The organism is Azospirillum terrae, assembly GCF_053470425.1.
This window is the reverse complement of the sequence record NZ_JBPXMR010000024.1, coordinates 15654-39241: the sequence shown is the minus strand read 5'-3', so window position 1 is coordinate 39241 and position 23588 is coordinate 15654. Positions and strand designations below refer to the sequence as shown.

The 23588-nt window shown below is 67.7% G+C and carries 19 protein-coding genes and 1 pseudogene; 8 read left to right on the top strand and 12 right to left on the bottom strand.

Annotation, left to right across the window (positions count from 1 at the left end; genetic code table 11):
• Nucleotides 1–388: 388 nt before the first annotated feature.
• Nucleotides 389–535, top strand: a pseudogene (locus ACSVDD_RS28870) (ATP-binding protein); the annotation flags it as partial.
• A 467-nt stretch (nucleotides 536–1002) separates the two neighbouring features.
• Here ACSVDD_RS28870 and ACSVDD_RS28865 read toward each other — a convergent pair.
• From ACSVDD_RS28865 to ACSVDD_RS28835, 7 genes are all read right to left on the bottom strand, one after another.
• Complete coding sequence (locus tag ACSVDD_RS28865) at nucleotides 1003–1950, bottom strand: UDP-glucuronic acid decarboxylase family protein (RefSeq protein WP_448192877.1); 948 nt, start codon at nucleotides 1948–1950, stop codon at nucleotides 1003–1005.
• Between the two features lie 59 nt (nucleotides 1951–2009).
• On the bottom strand, nucleotides 2010–2603 hold the full coding sequence (locus ACSVDD_RS28860) for a D-sedoheptulose-7-phosphate isomerase (protein WP_448192876.1): 594 nt from the start codon (nucleotides 2601–2603) through the stop codon (nucleotides 2010–2012).
• An 87-nt stretch (nucleotides 2604–2690) separates the two neighbouring features.
• A complete protein-coding gene (locus tag ACSVDD_RS28855) occupies nucleotides 2691–3548 on the bottom strand; it encodes a sulfotransferase family protein (RefSeq protein WP_448192875.1) in 858 nt (285 codons plus the stop codon).
• A 14-nt stretch (nucleotides 3549–3562) separates the two neighbouring features.
• Nucleotides 3563–4972: an ABC transporter ATP-binding protein gene (locus ACSVDD_RS28850; protein WP_448192874.1), complete on the bottom strand. Its 1410-nt coding sequence runs from the start codon at nucleotides 4970–4972 to the stop codon at nucleotides 3563–3565.
• A 132-nt stretch (nucleotides 4973–5104) separates the two neighbouring features.
• Complete coding sequence (locus ACSVDD_RS28845; RefSeq protein ID WP_448192873.1) at nucleotides 5105–5887, bottom strand: sulfotransferase family protein; 783 nt, start codon at nucleotides 5885–5887, stop codon at nucleotides 5105–5107.
• A 30-nt stretch (nucleotides 5888–5917) separates the two neighbouring features.
• Nucleotides 5918–6751, bottom strand: a complete 834-nt coding sequence (locus ACSVDD_RS28840; protein WP_448192872.1) for an ABC transporter permease — start codon at nucleotides 6749–6751, stop codon at nucleotides 5918–5920.
• Nucleotides 6752–6865: 114 nt separating this feature from the next.
• Nucleotides 6866–7816, bottom strand: a complete 951-nt coding sequence (locus ACSVDD_RS28835; protein ID WP_448192871.1) for a hypothetical protein — start codon at nucleotides 7814–7816, stop codon at nucleotides 6866–6868.
• Nucleotides 7817–7928: 112 nt separating this feature from the next.
• Between ACSVDD_RS28835 and ACSVDD_RS28830 the strand changes: the two genes are divergently transcribed.
• Complete coding sequence (locus ACSVDD_RS28830) at nucleotides 7929–9116, top strand: tetratricopeptide repeat protein (protein WP_448192870.1); 1188 nt, start codon at nucleotides 7929–7931, stop codon at nucleotides 9114–9116.
• 71 nt (nucleotides 9117–9187) lie between these two features.
• Here the strand turns inward: ACSVDD_RS28830 and ACSVDD_RS28825 are convergent, their stop codons facing one another.
• Genes ACSVDD_RS28825 through ACSVDD_RS28815 form a run of 3 tightly spaced genes read right to left on the bottom strand, consistent with a single transcriptional unit; the run spans nucleotide 9188 to nucleotide 11620 of the window.
• Nucleotides 9188–9484 (bottom strand): hypothetical protein, encoded by a 297-nt coding sequence (locus tag ACSVDD_RS28825; RefSeq protein WP_448192869.1) that lies wholly within the window; start codon nucleotides 9482–9484, stop codon nucleotides 9188–9190.
• A 32-nt stretch (nucleotides 9485–9516) separates the two neighbouring features.
• On the bottom strand, nucleotides 9517–10932 hold the full coding sequence (locus tag ACSVDD_RS28820) for a sensor histidine kinase (protein ID WP_448192868.1): 1416 nt from the start codon (nucleotides 10930–10932) through the stop codon (nucleotides 9517–9519).
• 16 nt (nucleotides 10933–10948) lie between these two features.
• Nucleotides 10949–11620: a response regulator transcription factor gene (locus ACSVDD_RS28815; protein ID WP_448192878.1), complete on the bottom strand. Its 672-nt coding sequence runs from the start codon at nucleotides 11618–11620 to the stop codon at nucleotides 10949–10951.
• Nucleotides 11621–11867: 247 nt separating this feature from the next.
• Between ACSVDD_RS28815 and ACSVDD_RS28810 the strand changes: the two genes are divergently transcribed.
• The 4 genes from ACSVDD_RS28810 to ACSVDD_RS28795 all read left to right on the top strand — a co-directional run bounded on the left by ACSVDD_RS28810 (nucleotide 11868) and on the right by ACSVDD_RS28795 (nucleotide 17817).
• A complete protein-coding gene (locus tag ACSVDD_RS28810; RefSeq protein ID WP_448192867.1) occupies nucleotides 11868–14033 on the top strand; it encodes a peptidase domain-containing ABC transporter in 2166 nt (721 codons plus the stop codon).
• Nucleotides 14030–15436 carry an HlyD family type I secretion periplasmic adaptor subunit gene (locus ACSVDD_RS28805; RefSeq protein ID WP_448192866.1) on the top strand — a complete coding sequence of 469 codons (1407 nt, stop codon included), beginning with the start codon at nucleotides 14030–14032 and terminating at the stop codon, nucleotides 15434–15436. Before ACSVDD_RS28810 ends, ACSVDD_RS28805 begins: the two co-directional genes overlap by 4 nt.
• 83 nt (nucleotides 15437–15519) lie before the next feature.
• Nucleotides 15520–16782: a tetratricopeptide repeat protein gene (locus ACSVDD_RS28800; RefSeq protein WP_448192865.1), complete on the top strand. Its 1263-nt coding sequence runs from the start codon at nucleotides 15520–15522 to the stop codon at nucleotides 16780–16782.
• Nucleotides 16783–16857: 75 nt separating this feature from the next.
• Nucleotides 16858–17817, top strand: a complete 960-nt coding sequence (locus ACSVDD_RS28795) for a hypothetical protein (protein WP_448192864.1) — start codon at nucleotides 16858–16860, stop codon at nucleotides 17815–17817.
• On the opposite strand, the gene ACSVDD_RS28790 is transcribed toward ACSVDD_RS28795, so the two are convergent.
• Nucleotides 17790–18605, bottom strand: a complete 816-nt coding sequence (locus tag ACSVDD_RS28790) for a DUF5672 family protein (protein ID WP_448192863.1) — start codon at nucleotides 18603–18605, stop codon at nucleotides 17790–17792. The genes ACSVDD_RS28795 and ACSVDD_RS28790 overlap by 28 nt on opposite strands.
• Nucleotides 18595–19713, bottom strand: coding sequence for a glycosyltransferase family 4 protein (locus tag ACSVDD_RS28785; RefSeq protein WP_448192862.1), 1119 nt, complete (start codon nucleotides 19711–19713; stop codon nucleotides 18595–18597). The genes ACSVDD_RS28790 and ACSVDD_RS28785 overlap by 11 nt, the downstream gene beginning before the upstream one ends.
• A 235-nt stretch (nucleotides 19714–19948) precedes the next feature.
• Between ACSVDD_RS28785 and ACSVDD_RS28780 the strand changes: the two genes are divergently transcribed.
• Both ACSVDD_RS28780 and ACSVDD_RS28775 read left to right on the top strand, forming a co-directional pair.
• Nucleotides 19949–22084, top strand: coding sequence for a type I secretion system permease/ATPase (locus tag ACSVDD_RS28780; protein ID WP_448192861.1), 2136 nt, complete (start codon nucleotides 19949–19951; stop codon nucleotides 22082–22084).
• 10 nt (nucleotides 22085–22094) lie between these two features.
• Complete coding sequence (locus ACSVDD_RS28775; protein WP_448192860.1) at nucleotides 22095–23471, top strand: HlyD family type I secretion periplasmic adaptor subunit; 1377 nt, start codon at nucleotides 22095–22097, stop codon at nucleotides 23469–23471.
• The last annotated feature ends 117 nt before the right edge of the window (nucleotides 23472–23588 follow it).

Here is a 23588-nt window from a genome sequence, read left to right as displayed (position 1 = left end):
TTCTGGCCGCCGCGTGAAGTTGTCGTCCCTAAAGCCATTCCACCGAGGGCTGTTTTGCACCAAAAATGCGGAAGAACCCGTAATTGACGCTGGCCGGACTTCGAAATTGTCGTTGCACACAGGCATTGCGCCAAGGGCAGCAGCGTCCGCACCGAGATGCGGGCGCCGTCCAGATCGGCCGTTGGCTGTCCCGCCGGTGCCCGCGCCAGGTTGGTTGCGGCCCGGCGAATGTGCCGGCGGCGCCCGTCCGGAAGAAGGACCGTCACCCAGTCCGGACCGCGGGAGGGGCCTCCGACGGCAACCTCGAGGCATTGCCCGTAAAGCGAATGCCGCCGATCGGTGACCGTGACCTCACGGACCAGTCGATCCGAAATTGGGGCAGCCTGCGATGGTTGGGGGTGCCACCTACGCCGACGCCCTGCTGGACCGCGTCGTTCACAACGCCTACCGCATCGAGCTGCGCGGGGAGTCGATGCGCAAGCGCCTCACGGCGAACACCAAGGAGGACACCCCGACCAGCCCCCCAGCGACGTGATCGGCGCCTTGCCTTCGGGCGAGGATGATGTCCAAGGGGTACAGGCCCCTCAAGTGTGGCGCTGACGCGCCACCGCCTTCGGCGGCTTCGCACTTGACCGGCCTGCGCCCCTTGGACCGATGCTCCGCCATCGAAGACAAGGGCGAAGAATGCCGACGCGCGTAATCAGGGCGGGTATTTGGATGTGCGGAGATCAATTGACGGATTATCTGGGAACACCGCCATGATCACTGATGGTTGACCCAAGAGCCAAAGAGAAGGTATAGTGCAGATGACGAAGGCGGCGTGAGGTGCCACTCCGCGGGCGACAGCGCACAGAGTGTTCATGCTGCCGTACGGCCTGTTCGATTTCCGCCGTACGCGCTGTTCAGTTTCGACCGGACAGCCTGTTCATTTTCACCGGACTGTGCACTATAACGCGTGGGTGGCAAGAGCAAGCGCGCCCTTTCAACTAACGAGAAAACCCTTTAGAAGAACCGCTTGCGGAAGTAGTCGATGGTCTTCTCCAGGCCGACTTCCAGCGGGACGGTGGGATTCCAGTCCAGCAGTGCGCGCGCCTTGGTGATGTCCGGCTGGCGCTGCTTGGGGTCGTCGGCGGGCAGCGGGCGGCGCACGATCTGCGATTTGGAGCCGGTCAGCCGGATCACCATCTCGGCCAACTCAAGGATGGTGAACTCGCCGGGGTTGCCGAGGTTGAGCGGCCCGGTCACCTCGTCCGGCGTCTCCATGAAGCGCAGGAACCCCTCGATCAGGTCGTCGACGTAGCAGAACGAGCGGGTCTGGCTGCCGTCGCCGTAGACGGTGATCGGCTCGCCCTTCAGCGCCTGGACGATGAAGTTGGACACCACGCGGCCGTCGTCGGGGTGCATGCGCGGGCCGTAGGTGTTGAAGATGCGCACCACCTTGATCGGCAGCCCGTGCTGGCGGTGGTAGTCGAAGAACAGCGTCTCGGCGCAGCGCTTGCCCTCGTCGTAGCACGCCCGCGGGCCGATGGTGTTGACGTTGCCCCAGTACTCTTCCGGCTGCGGGTGCACCGACGGATCGCCATAGACCTCCGAGGTCGATGCCTGGAATGTCCGGGCGCGCAGCCGCTTGGCGAGGCCCAGCATGTTGATGGCGCCGTGCACCGACGTCTTCGTGGTCTGCACCGGGTCGTGCTGGTAGTGCACGGGCGAAGCCGGGCAGGCGAGGTTGTAGATCTGGTCCACCTCGACATAGAGCGGGAACGTCACGTCGTGGCGCATCAGCTCGAAACGCGGGTGCCCCAGCAGGTGCGCCACGTTCTCGCGCGAGCCGGTGTAGTAGTTGTCGGCGCAGAGAACGTCGCAGCCCTGCTCGATCAGACGCTCGCACAGGTGGGAGCCGAGAAACCCGGCGCCGCCGGTCACCAAAACGCGCTTGTTGAAGCTAGGCATGCGGATGTCTCCCTGCTGGCACCTTCTGTGCCCTTATGTCGGCGTGGTAAACCGTGCGCTCACGCGCTGGCCAGTCTGGCTTCCACCTGTTCGCACAGGAAGTGGTACAGGCAGATGTGCACCTGCTGGATCAGCGGCGTGTGCCGTGTCGGGACCACCAGCAGCAGGTCGCTGAGCGGTGCCAGCTTGCCGCCGCCCTCGCCGGTCAGGGCGATGGTGGTCATGCCGATGCGGCGCGCCTCTTCGAAGGCGGCGATCACGTTCTTGGAATTGCCGCTGGTGCTGAGGCCCAGCAGCACGCCGCCCGGTTCGCCATAGGCCTGCACCTGCCGGGCGAACACGTCGTCGTAGGCATAGTCGTTGGCCCAGGCGGTCAGCACGGCGGCGTTCGAGCTGAGGCAGATCGCCTTCAGCGCGCGCCGCTCGCGCAGGAAGCGGCCGACCAGCTCGCCGGTGATGTGCTGGGCGTCGGCGGCCGAGCCGCCGTTGCCGCAGACCAGCAGCGCCCGGTTGTCGGCCAGCGCCTCGACGGTGCGGGCGACGACCGCCTCCATGAGCGCCGGGTCCAGCGTCTCGAGCGTCCGCCGCAGCACGTCGATCGACGCGGTCAGATAGCTGGCGAGCGGCGAGCCGGGGGAGGTCTGCTGGTCCATGAGCGCTGGATCCTGGGGGCGATGGGGTGCAAACAAGGTCGGATACTCTCGCAGCCGATGCCGGCCGGCGCAACGGAAACCGCCGGATCAGGTCTGCGACAGCTCCTCGCGGCGGGCGAGCAGGGCGGCTTCCGCGGCGGCGTCGGTCTCACCGGCGGCCATGCGGGCAAGCAGCGCTTGGAGGTCGCGGGTGATCGGCCGCGCCGGGGCCTCGGCCGGTGCGGAGAACTGCTTCAGGCCGGGGTTGATGGTCGCGCCGACCGCGGCGCGGGCGGCGGTGCGGGCCTCGCCGGGCGCAAGGCCCAGGAGGTCGGCAAGGCGCTCGAACTCGTGCTCCCAGTCGCGGAACCATGCGTCGTAATCGAGCACCATGCGCGCCGCGCCGACGCTGCATTGCAGGGCTTCGAAATAGTGGCGAGCCCACAGCCGCTCGGCCAGGGCGTAGCTGACCCGCCCCTTGGAGGCGAAGGAGGTGGCGACCGTCGTGGCGTCGCGCAGGCTGATGAGGTACAGCGGATCGATGCGCAGGGCTGCGAACAGGTCGAGCCACAGCGGCATCAGGCGCACCGTGCGCGGATCCTTGAAGCCCCACAGGCCGGGCGTCCCGGCCAGTTCGCGCTGGAGGATGTCGGCCAGCGCGCGCTTGTCGGCCAGCATCTCCGGCGTCTGCCAGACCGATGGCGGGATCGGCCAGTCGGCGCGTTCGGTGCCCCAATGGCGGTCGATGCGCTCCAGGATGCGTTCCTGGATCTCGGTGATCTGCGCGTGTTCCCAATAGTCGTAGCGCGGCGCGGTGTCGAAGCTGTCGCGCGTCAGCACGTTGGGCCCCAACTCCACCCCCATGAGCGCGATGGCGCGGGCGAGCAGCGACGTGCCGCTGTTGTGCATGCCGAGGATGACGACGACGCGGCGGCGCGGCGGGCGCCGGAACAGGCGGGAAAGCATCGGGGCCGGGCTCTCTACAGGATTTGCGCTTGGCTGTCGAAAGCGAAGTCGACCGGGCCGTTGGAATAGCGTCCGCGCTTGTCGGGCAGCACCATGAACATGGCGACGTCCACCATGCGGCTGAGCCAGTGCCTCTCGCCCTCGATCAGCGCCGAAACGCCCGCGTTGACGAAGTAGGTGCCTTCGGTCAGGCGGCACTCGAACTCGTGCGTGACGCTCAGGACCGAGCCGGCCTCGACGTACTCGATCATGCGCGGCGTGTGGATGGTCGAGGCGCCGCCGAGTTCGACGCCGGTCAGCATCTTGATGCGCGTGCCGGCGGCGACGCTCCACGCCGCCTCCGCCATCTTGACCTTGTAGGTGAGGACGTAGCGGCGGCCGGTCACCAGCATGTTGACGCGGCGTCCGTCGGTCGTGGTGATGCGCACGTCGTTGATGCGGGCACCACGGGACTCGTACTCGGTGATGCTCTGCGCCATGAGGCCGGGGTTGTAGTAGTCGGTGATCTCATCGGGATCGGCGGGGATGTCCGCCGGGTCGGCGGCGGTCGCGGCGGCGCGCTCGTCGGGCAGCGGCGCCTCGCCTCGGCGCGCCTTGCGCAGGGCCTCGCGGAAGTCGGTGGCCTTGTCGGCCGGGGTGTAGACGAGGCGGTGGTAGAAGTTCACCGCGCGCCTAGGGGCGCCGTCGTAGAGCATCTCGCCATGGTCCAGCAGGACGGCGCGATCGCAGATGTCCACGACCTGGTTGGCCGAGTGCGAGACGAACAGGATGGTGGCGCCGCCCTTTTTCAACGCCTCGATGCGCGACATGCAGCGGCGCTGGAACGCCTCGTCGCCGACCGCCAGCGCCTCGTCCACCACCAGGATGTCGGGGTTGACGCTGATCGCCACAGCGAAGGCTAGGCGCATGACCATGCCGGTCGAGTAGGTTTTGATCGGCTGTTCCAGATGGTCGCCGATGTCGGCGAAGCGGATGATCTCCTCCATCAGCGCGTCGGTCTCGGTGCGCGAGAGGCCGAGGATGGCGCTGTTGAGGTAGACGTTCTCGCGCCCGCTGAATTCGGGATTGAAGCCGGAGCCCAACTCCAGCAGGGCCGACACCCGGCCGCGCACGGTCACCTCGCCCCGGGTCGGCCGCAGCGTCCCGCAGATGAGCTGCAACAGCGTCGATTTTCCCGACCCGTTGTGGCCGATGATGCCGACCGTGCTGCCGCGCGGCACCTCCAGGCTGACGTCGCGCAGCGCCCAGAACTCGCGGTAGTACTGGCGGCGGTGCCGGAACAGCGACTGCTTCAGGCGGTCCTCGGGCCGGTCGTAGATCTGGTAGACCTTCGACAGGTCGCGCACCACAATGGCGGGGGGAGTGGCGTCGGCTGCCGCCGCCACGTCCGCGGCCGCGTGTTCCGCTAAGAGAGAACCTTCCAAGTCCACACCATTCCCCAAATCATGCTGCACGAGTCATGCTGCACCCGCACCGGAGCATTCTTCGCACCGGACGCCGGCCCGCCGCAACCCCGACCTGCCGGTGCGGGTTGGTTTTCCGCTGCCGATACCCCGTCAGCGGTAGCGGTGGGCCATCACCGAGACCCAGCAGCGCATCCGTTCGGCCAGCGGCGGAGCCGGTGGCGGCGCACCGAGCCAGCCCGACAGGTCGCGGCCGATGTAGGAGGCCAGACGCTCGATGCGCGGCCGGTACAACTCATCCAGATAGCGGCGCAGCGTCGGGCGGAGCGGGTGGCCGAGGCCGACGTTGTGTGGCGCGCGCAGATCCTCTTCCGGCAGCGCGTCGTAGATGCCGGCATCGGTGCCGATGTGGGTGCAGCAGCGGCGCAGCACGCCGCGCGGGTCGTGCAGGATGTCGTCGAAGGTCTCGACGTGGAGTTGCCCTTGGGGGAAGCGGGCGTGCCAGTTGCGCAGACACGTCTCATAGTCGCCGCGGCGCAGCGAGCCGGCGGAGTGGAAATGGTCGATGAACCACGCGTCCGAGGCTTCGTCGATGGTCAATTCCGCCCGCGGCAGTGCCATCAGCGCCGAGGACCACGCCCGCTCGATGGGGTTGCGGATCAGGTAGATCAGGCGAACGTCGGGGAACTCGGCGTGGATCTCGCCGATGGTTTCCGGGGGGAGGATGGAGTAGGCTGGCGTGATCTCGCCGGCCGGGCGGCCAGCCGGGGCCGGCGCGAACTGCTCGCGGTACCAGTCCAGGCCGCGGCTGCGGTGCCAGTCCCAGAAATGCAGTTCCTTCTCTTCGGTCAGGAACAGTTCCGGGTGTTTCTTGAGGTTGAAATACAGCCAGGTGGTGCCGGCCTTCTGCGCGCCGATTCCCAGGAAGCTCAGCATCCGCGGTCTTTCTGTCCTGAGGGGGCCGTGTCAAAGAACGTCGGCGAACGCGCCGCGGCTGCGGTTGAACCAGTACAGCCCGGCCCACGCAATGAAGACGGCGACCACCGAGTAGACCGCCAGCACCCACCAGTTTGGCAGCAGCCCCCAGATGATGAGATCGCGCGCCTGCTCGACGGGGATGGTCAGCGGGTTCAGCGCGATCAGCGCCCGCAGCGGCTGGGGGATGGCGGTCACCGGGAACAGCACCGGGCTGAGGAACAGCAGCACCGTGGTGACCGGCTGCATGGCCTGCCCGATGTCGCGCAGGAACACGCCGGTCGCCGACAGGAACCAGACGAAGCCGAGCACCAGCAGCACGAAGGGCGCCAGCACCACGGGCAGCAGCAGCACCGTCCACGAAACGCTCCCGTGCACCGCCAGCAGGATGCACAGCAGCACCACGAAGCTCACCGCGCCGTGGAACAGCGCCGAGGCGATGGTCGTCCAGCCCAGGATCTCCAGCGGGAAAACGACGCGCTTCACCAGATTGACGTTGGCGAGGATCAGCCCAGGTGCCCGCACCATGCACTCGGTGAGGAAGCCGTGCAGGATCAGGCCGACGAACAGCGTCAGCGCGAAGTCGGCGTGACTCTCCGGCCGGGCGGCGGCCTGGGCCGCGGTGACGTTCCAGCGCGACTGGAAGATCACGCCGAACACCAGCGTGTAGACCGACAGCATCGCCAGCGGCGTGATGAAGGACCACAAGAGCCCGATTACCGACCCGCGGTAGCGGCCGGCGATCTCGCGCCAAGCCAGCTGGCCGATCAGGTAGCGATGCCCGAGCATGCTGTGGGCGACGTTTTGCAGACTGCGGAGTGCCATGTACCTACGCTTCCTCTTGCCGACCCGAGCCCGGTATGCGGCATCGGCAAGTGGATATTCCGTTGTCCGCATCGACGCAAGCAGTCTGTCGGCCGCCGCCGCGCCGCCGCACGCTCATTCCAGCGCGCAGCCCATGGCGGCGTACATGCGCAGATAATCGCGCTTCCACGCCAGCCACGCCTCGGCGGCCGCGCGGCCGAGGCGGGCCTCGAACAGCCGCATCAGCCCGGCTTCGCTGAAGTCGTGCGGGAAGCCTTCGAGCGGGTCGAGGCTGCCGTCGTACCAGCCCTCGTTGAGGACGGCGTTGTAGGGGACCGGGTCGATCTTGCAGGTGACGCCGATCCCGCCGGCATCGGCCCGGCTGGTCGAGGACACGCAGTGGCGGACGACCTCGTGGTCCATCTTGGCGAAACGCGGCCGGGGCGTGTCGTCGTTGTGCGCCTTGACGAAGGCCAGCGCGCGCTGGAGCACGTGCTGCTCGGCGTGCCAGGAGGGGATGTCGGTGTAGCTGTGCACCCAGTAGTCGGTGCGGTAGATGGCCTGCGCCAGACTGAACATCCGGTACAGGTCGAACCAGTGCTTGGGCTTGGGCGCGTAGTATTCCAGCGTCGTCCCGCCGTCGAGGATCGCGGCCATGATGACCTCCTCGGGGAGCGCGAAGCGCGGATTGCCGTTCCAGTACAGCCGCAGCAGAAGGACGTTGTTGCGCTCCATGTTGCGTAGGACGAGCGGCAAATCGAACGGCTCGGTCAGCCATGTGTCCTCTTCCATGAGGAACATGAAGCGGTTCGGGTCCTTGCCGATCTCCTGCACCCAGAAACGCGCGGGGTCGAGCAGCCGGGGATCGTCGGGAGGCGCCGTCCCGCCGTCGCGGCAGGTCACCTTGAGCGAGCGGCGCACCTGGACGTCGGGGTGGAGTTCCAGGATGCGGGCGAGGTGGCGGTTCTCCAGCCCGTCGTCCAGCAGCACGATGGCGTTGTACCCGGACACCATGCGCTTGACCGAGCGGATGCAGCGGTCGAGATAGGCCGGCCGGCTGTAGCACTTGATGTACACGTTCAGCATTCTGGCCTTCCACCGGCTGCCTGCGGACGTTTAGGAGAAGCCCAATCCGCTTGTCAAGGGAACCACCCCTGGCCTATTGCAGGCCGCGCGGACGGATTTCGGAGCACAGGGCATGGGCGCGGACCTCACGGCGGCGACGCGGCGCATCGTACGGGATCTGCTGGCGCAGCACCCAGGCGACGGCGCGGCGCTCAATCTGGCCGGTGTGCTGGCCTATCTGGACGGCGATCTGCAACCGGCGGCCGACGCGCTGACGGCTGCGGCCGGCTTTGGTGTGGCGGGGGCGCAGAACTCGCTGGGGGTTGCCCTGATGAAGCTCGGCCGCACGCGGGATGCGGTCGAGGCTTTTCGCACCGCGCTGCTGCGTGACCCGGACGATGCGCAGGCGGGCTACAACCTCGCCATGGCGCTGCTGGCGCGCGGGGCCTGGGAGGAGGGATTCCGGCTGTACGAGTGGCGCTGGGTCCTGAAAGGGCCGCCGCCGTGGCTGAAGCGGGGGTGGGGCCAGTTCTGGATGGGCGAGCGCCTCGACGGTCGGACGCTGCTGGTGCATGCCGAGCAGGGGCTGGGCGACACCATCCAGTTCGCACGCTATCTGGTGCCGGCACGGGAGCGGGCCGGGGCGCGCGTGGTCGTAGGCGCGCCGCGCCCACTGCACCGGCTGCTGGCCGGCGCGCCCGGCGTGGATGCCGTGGTGGGCGAGGGCGATCGCCTGCCGGCCTTCGCCGCCCACGTGCCGCTGATGAGCCTGCCGCTGGTCCTCGGCCTGACCGGTCCGGGCGACGTGCCGCGCGCCATCCCCTACCTGACCGTCCCGCCAGCCGTCGAGCGGGCGCCGGGCAAGCCGCGGATCGGACTCGTCTGGGCCGGCAACCGGGCCGACCCGGACGACCGCTACCGCTCCATCGCCCTGGAAGAACTGGCGCCGCTGTTCGCCATGCCGGGCGTGGAGTGGCACAGCCTCCAGATCGGCGAGGACGGCCGGGCGCTCGACGCGCTGCCGGCGGGCGCCGTGCGGCCCCTGGCGGCGCAGCCGGCGGACTTCACCGACACGGCGGCGGTCATCCGTGGCCTCGACCTCGTGGTGACGGTGGATACGGCCACGGCGCATCTGGCGGGCGCGATGGGCTGCCCGGTATGGCTGCTGCTGTCGGCGCAGCCGGACTGGCGCTGGTTGCAGGCGCGCGCCGACACCCCCTGGTATCCGGGCATGCGGATCTTCCGTCAGGAGCGGCTGGGCGATTGGCGGAGCGTGGTGGCCGGGGTAGGAACGGCGCTGGCGGAGCGGTTCGGCCAGTAGCGCCTTAAGCCGGAAAAGCTGATCCGGCGGGCCGGACCGGCCGCCTTGCGGCGCCGGTCCGGCGGTGTTCGTCAGATGGCCTGAAGGTAGGCCGGATCGAGCGGACCGTGGCGGAACGGGATCCAATCCTTGTGGTCGGCGCGGTACTGCAACCCGTAGGGGTTCTTGAAGAAAATCTTCTGGAGCGGCTGCCCGCCTTCGCGTTGCGTGCGCTCGAGGTCGAGGAGCGGCGACGGGGTGAAGATCTTCTCCCACAGCTCGTCGTTGCTGACCTCGCGGTTCGCGTTCTTCACGTAGTCGCGGGCGGCATCGCTGAGCTGCCAAGCCTCTTCCACCATCGCGTAGTAATCAACCGTTCCTTCGGCCATGGCTTCCATCCAAAGCGATCATTGATGCGACTTCAGCAGGTTTCCTGCCGGCGGTCCGTTGAACCTCCCTTATCGCCATTATCCGCCGGGAGAGCAAGCCCCGATCGGTGCGGATGTGGGCGGGGCGCTGCCGGCCGGCCGGCGTTGCGGAAGCGCAGCGTGACGCGCAGGCCCGGCCCGTTGTCGGCCATCTCCAGAGCCGCGTCGTGCAGGCGCGCCACCGCATCGACCAGCGCCAGCCCCAGCCCGTTGCCCGGCGTGGTGCGGCTGTGCTCCAGCCGGAAGAAGCGGCGCACCACGCGCTCGCGGTCCTCCGGCGCGATGCCCGGCCCGGTGTCGGCGACGACGATCTCCGGCGTCGGCGTCACAGTGACCGAAACGCTGCCGCCGGGCGGCGTGTACTTGATGGCGTTGTCGATGAGATTCGCCACGGCCTGGGCCAGCAACTGGTCCTGCCCGACAATCATCACCTCGCGGTCGGCGTCGACCCGCAGGGTGACGCTGCGCTCCTCCGCCACCGGTTCATAGAACTCGGCCACGCGGCGGACCACGGCCCCCAGCTCCATCTCGGACAAGGGGATCTGTTGATAGCCCGCCTCCGCCTTGGCGATGCTGAGCAGGGCGGCGAACATGTCGAGCAGGCGGTCGGCCTCCTGGATGGCCTCTTGAATGGCGTCCTGGATGGCGTCGCCGCCGTCCAGTTCCTGCGCATCGAAGGCGGCCATCTCCAGCTGGGCGCGCAGCCGGTTGAGCGGCGTGCGCAAATCGTGCGCAATGCCCTCGCTGACGTGGCGCAGGCCGGCCATCAGATGGCCGATTTGGTCCAGCATCTCGTTCAGGTTCCCGGCCAGCTGGTCCAGTTCGTCGTCGTTGCGGAAGCGCGGGATGCGCTCGTCCAGGTGGCCGACCATGATGCGCCGGGTGGTGCGGTTGATCACCTCCAGCCGGTGCGTCACGTTGCGGCTGATCAGCACGCCGCCGAGCACCGCAAACGCCACGGTCAGCAGCAGCGCCAGCACCAGCACCTCCCGCAGCTGGCGTTCGAAATCGCGGCGTTCCGTCACGTCGCGGCCGATCAGCAGGTGGCTGCCGTCCTCGAACGCCCGGCCCAAGGCGCGCATGGGGCGGGTGGGGTCGGCGTCGGGGGCGGCCGGCGGCGCCAGGGAGCCGGCCAGCACCTGACCGTCGGGGCCGGTCAGCCGATAGAGCGTGCCGGTCCGGGAGTCGCGGCTGCGCTCCTGCACGGCGGCAACGAGGCCGGACAAGCCGTGGGCGCGCTGCACAGCGGTGAAGTCGTTCAGCTCCAACTCGATGGGCTGGTCGGTCTGGCGGTCGAGGAAGCGCGTGCTCATCGTGTGGATGAGGCCGAGGATCACCAGAACCGAGGTGAGGAACAGCCCCTGATACAGCAGGGCGACGCGAAAAGTGGTGGAGTGCAGCAGGCGCATGCCGGGCGGGCGCCGATCAGGCGCGCAGGCAGTACCCGGCACCACGCACCGTGTGGAGCAGGGAGGTCGGGAAATCGCGGTCGATCTTCTGCCGCAGGCGGGCGACGTGCACCTCGACCACGTTGGTCTGCGGATCGAAATGGAAGTCCCAGACATTCTCCAGCAGCATGGTGCGGGTCACCACGTTTTCGGCGTTCCGCATCAGGTATTCCAGAAGCTTGAACTCGCGCGGGTGCAGCTCGATGCTTCGGCCGGACCGGTTCACCTTGCGGGTGAGCACGTCGATCTCCAGGTCGCCGACCTTCAGGCGGGTGCCCATGGCGGGGATCAGGGTGCGCCGGCCCAGCGCCTCGACCCGCGCGACCAGCTCGGCCAGGGAGCAGGGCTTGGTCAGGTAATCGTCGCCGCCGCCGCGCAGCCCGTGGATGCGCTCCTCCAGGCTGCCGAGCGCGGAGAGGATCAGCACCGGAGTGTAGTCGCTCGCCTCCCGCAGTGCCGCGACGATGGACATGCCGTCGCGGCCCGGCAGCATGCGGTCGATCACCAGCACGTCGAAGCGCCCCGAGCGCGCCCGCTCCAGCCCCTCGTCGCCGTTGGCGACGTGTTCCACCTCGTGGCCGCTGTCCGTCAACCCCTTGGTCATCAGGGCCGACGCCTTGGGGTCGTCTTCAACGACGAGGATCTTCATCCGCGCGCCGCCGCCCCGGACGATGGGCGCGCCGCGCGTGGGCCGAGGCTCGTCGGCGGAGGGAGAACAGCTCATCGGATCATCTTGCCCAGCGGGTCATAGTGCCCAGTCACGCGCGGCTCATCTTATGCACGGCCGACCATACAAAAAAATCTAATCGGGCGGGATTACAATGATGTAATTTGCCCCTTCCGAGGTGCTTCCGCAACTGTAGCCCCGGTTTGCGACGCTGGATAGAATCAGGACCATGGCAATCAGTGACTCCGCCGGGGGCGATACCGCGCTCCGTTGCCTCGTTGAGGCCGCCCGCGTGCGTGGCATCGACACGTCCGTCGATCGGCTGCGGCACGACCATGTGCTCGATGAGGGGGAACCGTCGACGCATGTCCTGCTGGGCATCGCGCGGGACATCGGCCTCAAGGCCAAGCTCGTGCGGATGTCGTGGAACCACCTGGGCAAGCTGGGGGAAGCGTTCCCGGCGCTGGCTCGGCTGCGCAACGGCCAATGGGTGCTGCTGGCTCAGGTCAACGCGCTCAAGGGCACGCCGGTGGTCATGATCCGCGACCCGCTGGCCGACGATCAGGCGTTGATGCCGGTGGACGAGGAGCGCTTCACCCGCGCCTGGACCGGCGAGGTGATGCTGATCAAGGTCGACGGCAAGGCGGTGGAGGGCGAGCAGCCCTTCGGGCTGAGCTGGTTCTTCCCGATCATCCTCAAGCACAAGAAGGTGTTCCGCGACGTCGCCGTCGCCGCCGTCGTGCTCAGCATCCTGACGATGGCCATGCCGGTCTTCATGCAGATCGTCATCGACCGCGTGCTCGTCCACCGCAGCATCGGCACGCTGTACGTCCTCGTCGGCGGTATGGTCATCGCGACCATCTTCGAGACGATCTTCATGTACATGCGCCGCTATCTGATGCTGTACGCCACCAACAAGATCGATTCCGAGGTCAGCTCGCGCACCTTCAGCAAGCTGATCAGCCTGCCGATGGAATTTTTCGAGCATTCTTCAACCGGCGTCATCACCAAGAACATGTTGCAGACCGACCGCATCCGTCAGTTCCTGACGGGGCAGCTGTTCTCCGTCCTCTTGGACAGCGTCGGCCTCATCGTGTTCATCCCGATGATGTTCCTCTACAGCGTGCCGCTGGCGATGATCGTGCTCGGCTCGACGGCGCTGCTGTGCATCTTCATGCTGATCCTGCTGCCGCCGTTCAAGCGGCGCATGACCTCGCTCTACGAGTCCGAGGCGGCGCTGCAGAGCTTCCTGATCGAGAACGTCACCGGCATGCGCACGGTGAAGTCGCTGTCGCTCGACTCCCGGCAGCGCCGAGTCTGGGACCGCCTGCTGGTCCGCACCATCGAGCGCCGCTTCGATCTGGCGAACTATTCGAGCATTGCCCAGACGATGATCTCGCCCATCGACAAGGTGACGCAGATCGCCGTCATGGGTGTGGGCGCTTATCTGGTGTTCGACGGCGGGATGATGGTCGGCGCGCTGATCGCCTTCAAGATCGTCGCCAGCCGGGTCACCGGGCCGCTGGTGCAGTTGTCGCAGATGATCCAGCAGTTCCAGGAGGTGTCGCTGTCCGTGCGCATGCTCGGCCAGATCATGAACCACCCCTCCGAGAGCGGCCGCACCGGCCAGGGCCTGCGCGCGCCCATCGAGGGGAACGTGCAGTTCTCGAACGTGCGCTTCACCTATCCCGGCGCCTCCACCCCGGCGCTCAACGACGTCTCGTTCGACGTGCCGGCCGGCACCATGTTCGGCATCATGGGCCGCAGCGGTTCGGGCAAGACGACGATCACGCGCCTGTTGCAGGCGCTGCACCGGCCGCAGGAAGGCCTCATCAAGATCGACGGCCACGATCTGCGTGAGATCGATCTGGACCATTTGCGCACCAACATCGGCGTCGTGCTCCAGGACAACTTCCTGTTCCGCGGCTCGATCCGTGACAACATCGCCTCGGCCAAGCCCGGATCCACGCTGGAAGAGATCATGGAGGCGGCGCGGCTGGCCGGCGCCGACGAGTTCATCGAGCGTCTGCCGCGCGGCTTCGACACGGTCCTGGAGGAGGGGTCGTCCAACCTTTCGGGTGGCCAGCGCCAGCGCATCGCCATCGCCCGCGCGCTGCTCACCAACCCGCCGATCCTCATCATGGACGAGGCGACCAGCGCGCTCGACGCCGAGAGCGAGGCCATCGTCCAGCAGAACCTGATGGGCATCGCCCGCGGGCGCTCGCTCATCATGATCTCCCACCGGCTGTCGTCGCTGGTCGCCTGCGACCAGATCCTGGTGCTCGACCAGGGCAAGGTCGCCGATCTCGGGCGGCACCATGAGCTGCTCGGCCGTTGCGACGTCTACCGGCACCTCTGGCATAAGCAGAATCGTCACCTGGAGCTTGCGTCATGAGCCTCGCAGTCTTGCGTCCCACGCCTGTCGACGAGGCGGCGGTCGAGCAGGCCATCAACGACTTCCAGTCCGACGCCGCCGAGGTCGAGGGTCAACCGGAACCGTTCCTGCTGCGCACGACCCTGTACTTCTGCGTGGCGCTGGTCGTCTCCGCGATCGTCTGGGCAACCATCGCCCGCATCGACCGCGTGGTGCAGTCGCGCGGCAAGCTGGTGTCGAAGGCCTCGTCGATCATTCTGCAACCGTTCGACACCTCGATCCTGCGCAGCATCAACGTGCGCGCCGGTGACGTGGTGAAGGCGGGGCAGCTGCTGGCCACGCTGGACCCGACGTTCGCCGAGGCCGATTATGGCCAGCTCTCGATCAAGCGCGGCTTCCTCGACGCGCAGATCGGCCGCATGGAAGCCGAGTTGGCCGGGCGTCCCTACCAGCCCGCCGTCAACCTGCCGCCGGAAGCGGCGCTGGCGCAGATGGCGCTGTGGCGCAGCCGTCAGGCGCAGTTCCAGTCGCAGGTCCAGAGCTACGACGAGCGCATCGCGCGCTCCGTCGGCGTCATCTCGAACACCGAGCGGCAGATCGCCTCGCTGAACATCCAGCTGCAGAGCCTGAAGGAGATCGAGGGCATCCGGACGTCGCTGGCGGAGAAGGAGATCGGCAGCAAGATCAACGCCCTAGCCGCCAAGTCCAGCCGTCTCGATGTCGAGCGCAACCTGACCATCGCGATCTCCACGGTCCAGCAGAGCCAGCATGAGCTGGACGATCTGAAGGCGCAGCGCGATGCGTTCATCCAGCAGTGGAAGACGACGCTGTCGCAGGATCTGATGCAGCAGCGCTCGGACCGCGACGTCCTACAGGAACAGCTGGCCAAGGCCGAGCGGCGCCGGCAGTTCGTCAACCTCACCGCCCCGGTCGATGCCGTGGTGCTGGAGGTCGCGAACCGCTCGGTCAACTCGATCGTGCGCGAGGCCGAGCCGCTGTTCACGCTGACGCCGCTGAACGCGCCGCTCGAGGTGATCGCGCAGATCGACGGTAGCGACATCGGCTTCGTGCGCGAGGGCGACCTCGTCCATATCAAGTTCGACGCCTACAATTACATGGAGCATGGCTTCGCCGAGGGCATCGTCGAGAGCATCAGCGACGACTCGTTCAACGCCCGCAGCGAAGCGGGCACGATGACCAAAGCGGACTCCAACGCATCGTCCGGCGCGCTGGGGCAGGGCGGGCTCTACTACCGGGCGCGCATCAAGCTGACGTCGACGGACCTGCGGAATGTTCCGGCCAACTTCCAGCTGCTTCCCGGTTTGCCTCTGGTGGCGGACATCAAAATCGGTGACCGCAGCGTCATGGGTTACCTCGTGCGTCCGCTGATCGGCAGCCTGAACGAGAGCATGCGCGAACCATGAGCCGATCCACCAACGCAGGTCCGGAACGGCGCAGGGTGCCCTTCGCCGCACGGTTCCGTCTATGGCTCTTCCGCAACCGGGTGATGCGCCGGGTGGATGAGGCGTGGGAGGCAAAGCGGCTCGGTCTGGCGATCCGCGACCTGCGCAAGCTTGCGGTGTGGGGCGATGTCGCGGCCCAGTGCCGCCTCGGCTGCTGCTACATGGAAGGCAACGGCGTGGTGCGCAACGTCCCCGATGCGGTGATGTGGCTGCGCCGGGCCGCGGAAGGCGGAGAGGTGGAAGGCCAGCGCCGTCTGGGTCAGTTGCTCGTCTACGGGCTTGGGCAGACGCGCGACGCCTTCGACCCGCTCCGCTGGTACCGCTCGGAGGAAAAACCTGCGACGGCAAACCGCTCGCTGCTGTTCCCCAATGGTTATGACCTGAACACCGATCCGGTCGAGGGCATGGCGTGGCTGGAGCGCGCCTGCGGAGCAGAGGATGCAGAGGCACAGTACTTGCTGGGCCGGTACCTGATGTTCGGCCCGGAGGAGCACCGCGACTGGGACCGGGGGCTCGCCCTGCTGGAGCGCTCGGCCGGGCAGCGCTGCGACAAGGCCCTGATCACCCTCGGACATGCCTGTCGTGACGGCCATCTGGGCGAGGTGGACCTGGAAAAGGCGCTGGGCTACCTGAAAATCGCCGCCGATGAAGGGCTGGCGGACGCGGCCTATGATGTGGGCCTCATCTACGCGACCGCTCCGGCGCCGCTCGGCGACCCGTCGGAGGCCGTCCAGTGGCTGACCCGCGCCTCTGAGCGCAACCATCCGGCGGCCATGGTCGCGCTGTCCAAGTTCTACCTGAGTGGTCAGGCGGTCCCGCAGAACGAGGCCAAGGCGGTGGCGCTGTGCCGCCGGGCGGCACGGGCCGAGTATGTGCCGGCGCAGTGGCACATGGGCCGCTTCTACGAGGTCGGCCGTGGCGTCGACGCGGATGCCTTCGAGGCCGTGGCGTGGTACCGCAAGGCCGCGGAGAAGGGCCACGCGCGTGCCCAGTTCAACCTCGCCCTCGTGTACAGCCGCGGTCAGGGCATCAACCGCGATGTGGCGGCGGCGGCGGAGTGGTTCGACCGTGCCGCCCAGCAGGGCCATCTGGAGGCCATGGTCAATCTGGCGATCCTGCTGATCCGCGGTCGCCTCGGCGCGCCGGATCTGGAACGCGGGCGCGCACTGCTCGACCGCGCGCGGGCCGAGTCCAGCGAGGAGCAGCGGGCCAAGATTGACCAGCTCATGCAGACTCTGTTTCCGGCAGAGAACCCGGCTTCGCCGTTGCCTGAGACGACGCTCCGCTCTGCATCGGCAACGTCCTAGTTGGGCGGTCCGAACAGATCCTCGGCATATTCGCCGCTTGTGTCGCCGCTGCTGTGCAAGAAGGACTAACCTTCGATGAGTGATAAAACAATTATCATAACAGCGGCCGACACAAATTTCATGGACTTGGCCCGCGGGTTGCTGCTGTCACTCGGCGAGCATGCGGCAGATCTGCCTGTTGGCCTTCTGGACCTTGGCCTTATCCCTGAGCATCGAGAAGAGCTTGCTGCGGCTAGAGTGAACGTCGTCTCTCCAGGCTGGCACGCGAGCAGTGCTTTTTTGACTGCCTATAATGTTGCCCCCTGGTACCGGGCCATGACGGCTCGTCCATATCTACGTACATATTTTCCCGGTTACGAAACCTATGTGTGGATCGACAGCGACGCGTGGGTTTGCTCCGCCAACGCCATTCCAACTCTCGTACGCGCCGCGCAGACCAGAGAAATCGCCATCGTTTCGTCGGCAGACCGTTCGTACCAGCGCCACCACGGACACGATCTGGTGCGCGGTCGGTCTCTCATGGTGTCTCTGCTGAAACTCATGGTTCCAGAGAAACCAGCCCAGATGATGTCCATAGGGTCGGAGTATTGCTCCGGCGTCTTTGCCATGACGAGCGACTCTCCGATATGGGAGATGTGGGCCACTTCACTCGATGAATGCATGGATTACATGCTGTCGAACAACTCTCAACCAGCCCACATATTCGAACAAGTCGCTCTCAATATGGTGTTGCATAGCCGGCCGTTGAGCCGGCTTGGATTGCTGCCGGCCCGCTTTGATTGGGTTGTCGGCGAGGCTCTTCCGATGGTCGATGCCGAGCGCGGCTGCCTTTGCGAGCCGCAACCACCTTTCGAGCCCATCGAGATCGTTCATCTCATTCACCTCGGTCGCGGGACGGACAAGCTCGGCACGGTCGAACTGCAAACCACGAGCGGCGAGGTTATCCCGACCAGCCTTGGCTATGGCAGTGTTCGGGAGCTTTTGGACCAAGTGAGTCAGCCGGCAGTTCACCCAGTGCGGGACGGCGCCAGATAGCGCTTCGCGGTCTTGGCGATGGACGCCAGATCGCGGACCCGCTGGGCGGCGTTCAGCGCCAGTTTGGCGTCCGCCGCCCGCCCGCGGGCGGTGAGGCGGCAGATCAACTCCACCATGTCGTCGGAGGCCAGCGTCTCGGGCGGCAGCGCGTCGAGCAGCGTCGCGAGCCCGGCGCCGTCCAGATGGCGCCACAGGTTGAACAGCCCGTGGAAGCCGAACGTCGGCCCGTCCGGGATCGTGCGCTCGTAGGCGAAGCGGTCGGCGACTTCCTCGGGCGCGAAGACGATGCCGAACTCGCGTTCGAGCAACGGGCGGTGGTCGCGGCAGATGCTCAGATCCTCCGCTTGCTCGACCGTCACCCGTTCGTCGCGCAGCGCGTGCAGCAACCGGCGTGACCGCAGCGAGAAGCCGCCGTTGCCCACCTGCATGGCGTCGCGGAACCAGAACCAGCGGGCGCCGATGTAGTCGTAGCGCCGAAAATCGTCGCTCCAGCACGCCGGGTCGAGGATATAGCCGTCCCACTGCACAACCAGCGCGTGGTCGCTCTCCACATGGTCGGCCACCTCCTTCACCAGGAAGCGGGAGTAGTCGTCGCGGTCGCGGAAGGGCGGGATCGCCACGACCTCCACCGGTGCCGGGGCGGCCACCGCCCGGTCGGTGAAGAACAGCACCCGGTCGAAGGTGCAGGCCGCGGTGCAGCGCTCCAGCGCGAGCAGCGCCGCCGCGTGGTTGCGGCAGTCGGCGCAGAGCAGGGTCACCCCCTCCAGGCGGCGCGGGTCAGTGCTCATCACGGTCCAGGGCTTCGAGGGTGCGCAACGCCGCGTCGGCGGCGTGGTCCCAGGTCCAGCCGGCCGCCATGTAGCTTGCCGCCCGCGCGCCCAGCGCCCGGCCGCGCGCGCGGTCCTCGTAGAGGGCGCGCATCGCGCGGGCGAGTTGGGCGGCGTCGGGTTCCGCCCAGCGGCCGTCGCGGTCCAGATGGCCGGCGAGCGGGCAGGCGGGGGCGGGGACCAGCGTGTAATCCAGCAGCACGGCGTTCTCCGGCGTGGCGTACTCGGTCATGGCGCTGTAGCCGGTGGTGATCGTCGGCAGGCCGCAGGCCATGGCTTCCATGATCGGCAGCCCCCAGCCCTCGGCGCGCGATGGGGCGACGAAGGCGTCGCACGCCCGGTAGATGGTGCCCAGCGTGTCCGGCGTATCGACCCAGCGGGCCAGCAGGATGCGGTCGCGCACCGGCCCGGCCAGACGCTCCACTTCGCGGGAGAGGTCGAAATCCTTGAGGAAGGCGTTGGTGCAGCTCAGCACCAGCGCGGCGTCCTGAGTGTCGGCGAACGCTGCGGCGAAGGCGCGGATCAGGCCGGCGGTGTTCTTGCGCTCCTCGAACTTGCCGACGGTCAGGAGCTTGAAGCGTGGGTCTCGCGCCAGTGCCGGCAGCGCCGGACCCTCCGGGCTGAACACCGCGGGGTCGAACCCCTCGGGCACCACGTCGATGCGGTGCTCGGGCACCCCGGCGGCGGCGATGACGCCCTTGCCCCAGCGCGACGCCGTCCACACGCGGTCAACGTCGGCGAGCTGGGGGAGCCAGCGGTCGGGCAACGCGTCGCGTTCCCACACGAAAAAGCCGATGCGCCGGCCGGGGAGGCCGGCCAGCGCCGGGAAGTCGTCGGGTGCGGTGACGGCGATGCTGTACACCGCCTGCCCGGCGGCGTGGCGCGCGGCGAGCTGGGCGGCGCTGTCCGCCAGGGCCGCCGGGCCGCCGGTCATTTCGGTGGTCAGCACGTTGCAGCGGCGGGCCAGCGCACGGGCGAAGTTGATGGCGTGGACGCTGTACCCCGTTCGCCCGGAGAAGTGCCCGAAGACGTGGACGAGCGGCCGCATGCCCTGGGTACCGAGATCCACCGCGCCGTTCCCTGAGGGTTGCCGAGCGCCTGAGACTTAGCCCCGATGCGCCGCGCCGCCAAGCCTCTTTCTCGTGACCTTCCGCGGAAAAGGGGTAAGTACAGGCCAGGACTGCGGCGGACGGCTAAGGGATTACCACTTCTTCTGGAGTAGTTTCGCAAGTCATGCGCACGTAAATCCAGTGCCGAGAGCGCCTTTGCCAGCGACCGACGACAACACCGGGAAATACACAGCTATGGCAAACGTCGAGAGCGGAGCGGAACGGGATGCGGCTGTTACCGCGTTGGTGACGGCCCTGCGGCTTTTGAGCATTCCGGCGGATTACGACGCGATCCGGCACGATTGCGGCGGCCGGTCGGCCGACATGCGCGAGCTGGTCCGGCAGGCGCGCCGGGCCGGCGCCAAGGCGCGGGTCGTGCGCACCCGCTGGGAACGGCTGGAACGGACGCCGATGCCGGCGGTGGTGCTGGGGCCGTCCGGGTCGTGCATGGTCCTGCTCAAGGCGGCGGCGGACCGGGTTCTGGTCTACGACGCGGCGATCGGCCAGCGGCGCATCGTCAAGCGCGAGGATTTCGGAGCGCTGTGGGACGGCCACATCCTGTGCCTGGGCCGCAAGGGCGTGATGGGCTTCGGCGCCCCGCGCTTCGACATCGGCTGGTTCGCCGGCGCGGTGTGGAAGTACCGCACCATCTTCGGCGAGGTCATGGCGGCGTCGCTGTTCCTGCAACTGTTCGCCCTGGTGACGCCGCTGTTCTTCCAGGTCGTCGTCGACAAGGTGCTGGTGCATCACAGCGTCAGCACGCTGGACGTGCTGATGATCGGCATGCTGGTCGTCATCCTGTTCGAGGCGGCGCTGGGCGGCTTGCGTGCCTACACCTTCTCGCACACCGCCAACCGCATCGACGTGGAACTGGGCGCCCAGCTGTTCCGCCGGCTGCTGGCGCTGCCGATGGGATATTTCGCCGCGCGGCGGGTCGGCGACAGCGTGGCGCGCGTGCGCGAGCTGGAGACCATCCGCAACTTCCTCACCAGTTCCACCATCACGCTGGTGCTCGATCTGCTGTTCACGCTGGTGTTCCTGGGGGTGATGTTCCTGTACAGCCCGACGCTGACCCTCGTCGTGCTGGCGTCGTTCCCCTGCTACGTGATGGTCAGCGTGGTGACCACGCCGATCCTGCGCCGCCGCCTCGACGAGAAGTTCCAGCGCGGGTCGGAGAACCACAGCTTCCTGGTGGAGGCGGTGTCCTCCATCGAGACCGTCAAGGCGATGGCGGTCGAGCCGCGCATGCAGCGCAAGTGGGAGGAACAGCTCGCCGGCTATGTGTCGGCCGGCTTCCGCGCCCGTAACCTGAACAATGCCGCCAGCCAGTCGGTGCAGGTCATCTCCAAGGTGACCGGCATGGGCGTGCTGTGGATGGGCGCCCAGCTGGTGATCGGCGGCGGGCTGACGGTGGGCGAACTGGTCGCCTTCAACATGTTCGCCGGGCGGGTCGCCCAGCCGGTGCTGCGCATCGCCCAGCTCTGGCAGGACTTCCAGCAGGTGCGCCTGTCGGTGGACCGCATCGGCGACATCCTGAACACGCCCACCGAACCGTTGCAGATCGCCGGGCGCGCCTCGCTGCCGGCCATCAAGGGCGACGTCACCCTGGACCACGTCACCTTCCGCTACCGCATCGACGGGCAGGAGACGCTGAGCGACATCTCGCTGCACATCCCAGCAGGGCAGGTGGTGGGCATCGTCGGCTCTTCGGGGTCGGGCAAGAGCACGCTGGCCAAGCTGCTGCAACGCTTCTACGTGCCGGAGCGGGGGCGCATCCTGGTGGACGGCATCGATCTGTCCATGGCGGACGCGGTGTGGCTGCGCCGGCAGATCGGGGTGGTGCTCCAGGACAACGTGCTGTTCACCGGCACCATCCGCGAGAACATCGCGCTGGCCGACCCGGCCATGGACATGGAGCGGGTGGTGATGGCGGCGCGGCTGGCCGGCGCCCACGACTTCATCGCCGAACTGCCCGAAGCCTACGACACCGTGGTGGGCGAGCGCGGCGCCACGCTGTCCGGCGGGCAGCGCCAGCGCATCGCCATCGCCCGCGCGCTGGTGAGCAACCCGCGCATCCTGATCTTCGACGAGGCCACCAGCGCGCTCGACTATGAATCCGAACGCGTCATCCAGACCAACATGCAACGCATCTGTGCCGGGCGGACGGTGCTGATCATCGCCCACCGCCTGTCCGCCGTCAGCGTCGCCGACCGGATCATCACCATGGAGCGCGGCCGGATCGTCGAGGACGGGGTGCACGACCAGCTCATCCGGCAGGGTGGGTGCTACGCCAGACTGTTCCGCGGCCAGCTCGGCCGGGAAGCGAGCTGAGAGGGTGCCAATGGCCAGCAACGATGTCGTCGTGTTGAAGCCCCGGCGCCCGGCGGCGCGCCGGAGCGCGGAGTTGGAGTTCCTGCCCGCCGCGATCGAGATCCTCGACCGCCCGCCATCGCCGACGGTGCGAATCTTCTCCGGGGCGATCATGGCGTTCTTCGCCCTCGCCCTGGCGTGGTCGTGGTTCGGCGAGCTGGACGTGGTGGCGGTGGCGCAGGGACGCATCGTGCCGAGCGGGCGCGTCAAGGTGGTGCAACCCATGGAGATCGGCACCGTCCGCGCCATCCATGTGGAGGACGGCACCGCGGTGAAGGCCGGCGACGTGCTGGTTGAACTGGACGCCACCCAGGCGCTCGCCGACCGCGACCGGCTGGCCAGCGAGCTGGCGACCACGCGCACCGAAATCGCCCGGCTGACTGCGGCGCTGTCGGACGGCGACCCGCTGACCGCCTACGTTCCGCCGGCCGGGGTCCCGGCGGCGCTGGTGCAGATGCACCGGCAACTGCTGATCAGCCAGGTTGCCGAGCAGCGTGCCAAGCTGGCTTCCATGGACCGCGAGCTGGCGCGCCGCGAAGCCGACCGCGCCACCGTCGTGCAGGCCGTTGCCAAGCTGAACGCCACGCTGCCCTTGGTGCGCGAGCGTGCCGAGGCGTTGCACACTTTGTCGCTCCGGGGCACCGCATCGCGGTTCCAGTACCTGGAACTGCTGCAGGATCAAGTGGAGCGCGAACAGGAACTGCTGGTTCAGAAGACCCGCCTGACCGAAGCCGAGGCGGCCATGGCGTCCAACGCCGAGCAGCGCCGGCAGGCGGAGGCGGAGTACCGCCGCGGCCTCTACACCGAACTGACCGCCGCCGAGCAGAAGGCCGCCGACCTCGTTCAGGAGCTCGGCAAGGCGGAGCAGCGCGTCGGCCGGCACCGGCTGACAGCGCCGGTCGATGGGACGGTGCAGCAGTTGGCGGTGCACACCGTGGGCGGCGTGGTGACGCCGGCGCAGGCCCTGCTGGTCGTCGTGCCGGAGGGCAGCTCGCTGGAGGTGGAGGCCTTCATCCCCAACAAGGACATCGGTTTCGTCGCGGAAGGCCAGCCGGTCGCGGTGAAGATCGACACCTTCAACTTCACCAAGTATGGGCTGGTGCCCGGACGGGTGAGTTCGGTGTCGGGCGACGCTGTGCAGCGCGAGGAGGACACGGCCGAGCAGGGGCCGGTCTATTCGGCCCGCATCGCGCTGGACCGCACCAGCCTGGACGTGGACGGCCGGACCGGCAGCCTCGCCCCCGGCATGGCGGTGTCGGCGGAGATCAAGACCGGCCGGCGCCGCATCCTCGAATACATCCTCTCGCCCCTGTCGCGGCGGACGCAGGAGGCTTTTCACGAGCGGTAAGGCAGATCGCGGCGTAGTCCAGAGCCCCTCTCCCTGGAGGGGAGAGGGGGTGGGGGGAGGGTGGTTGCGGCCGGAAGGCCGAAAAGGAGTCTTACTTCCGCTCTACAGAGCGTAACG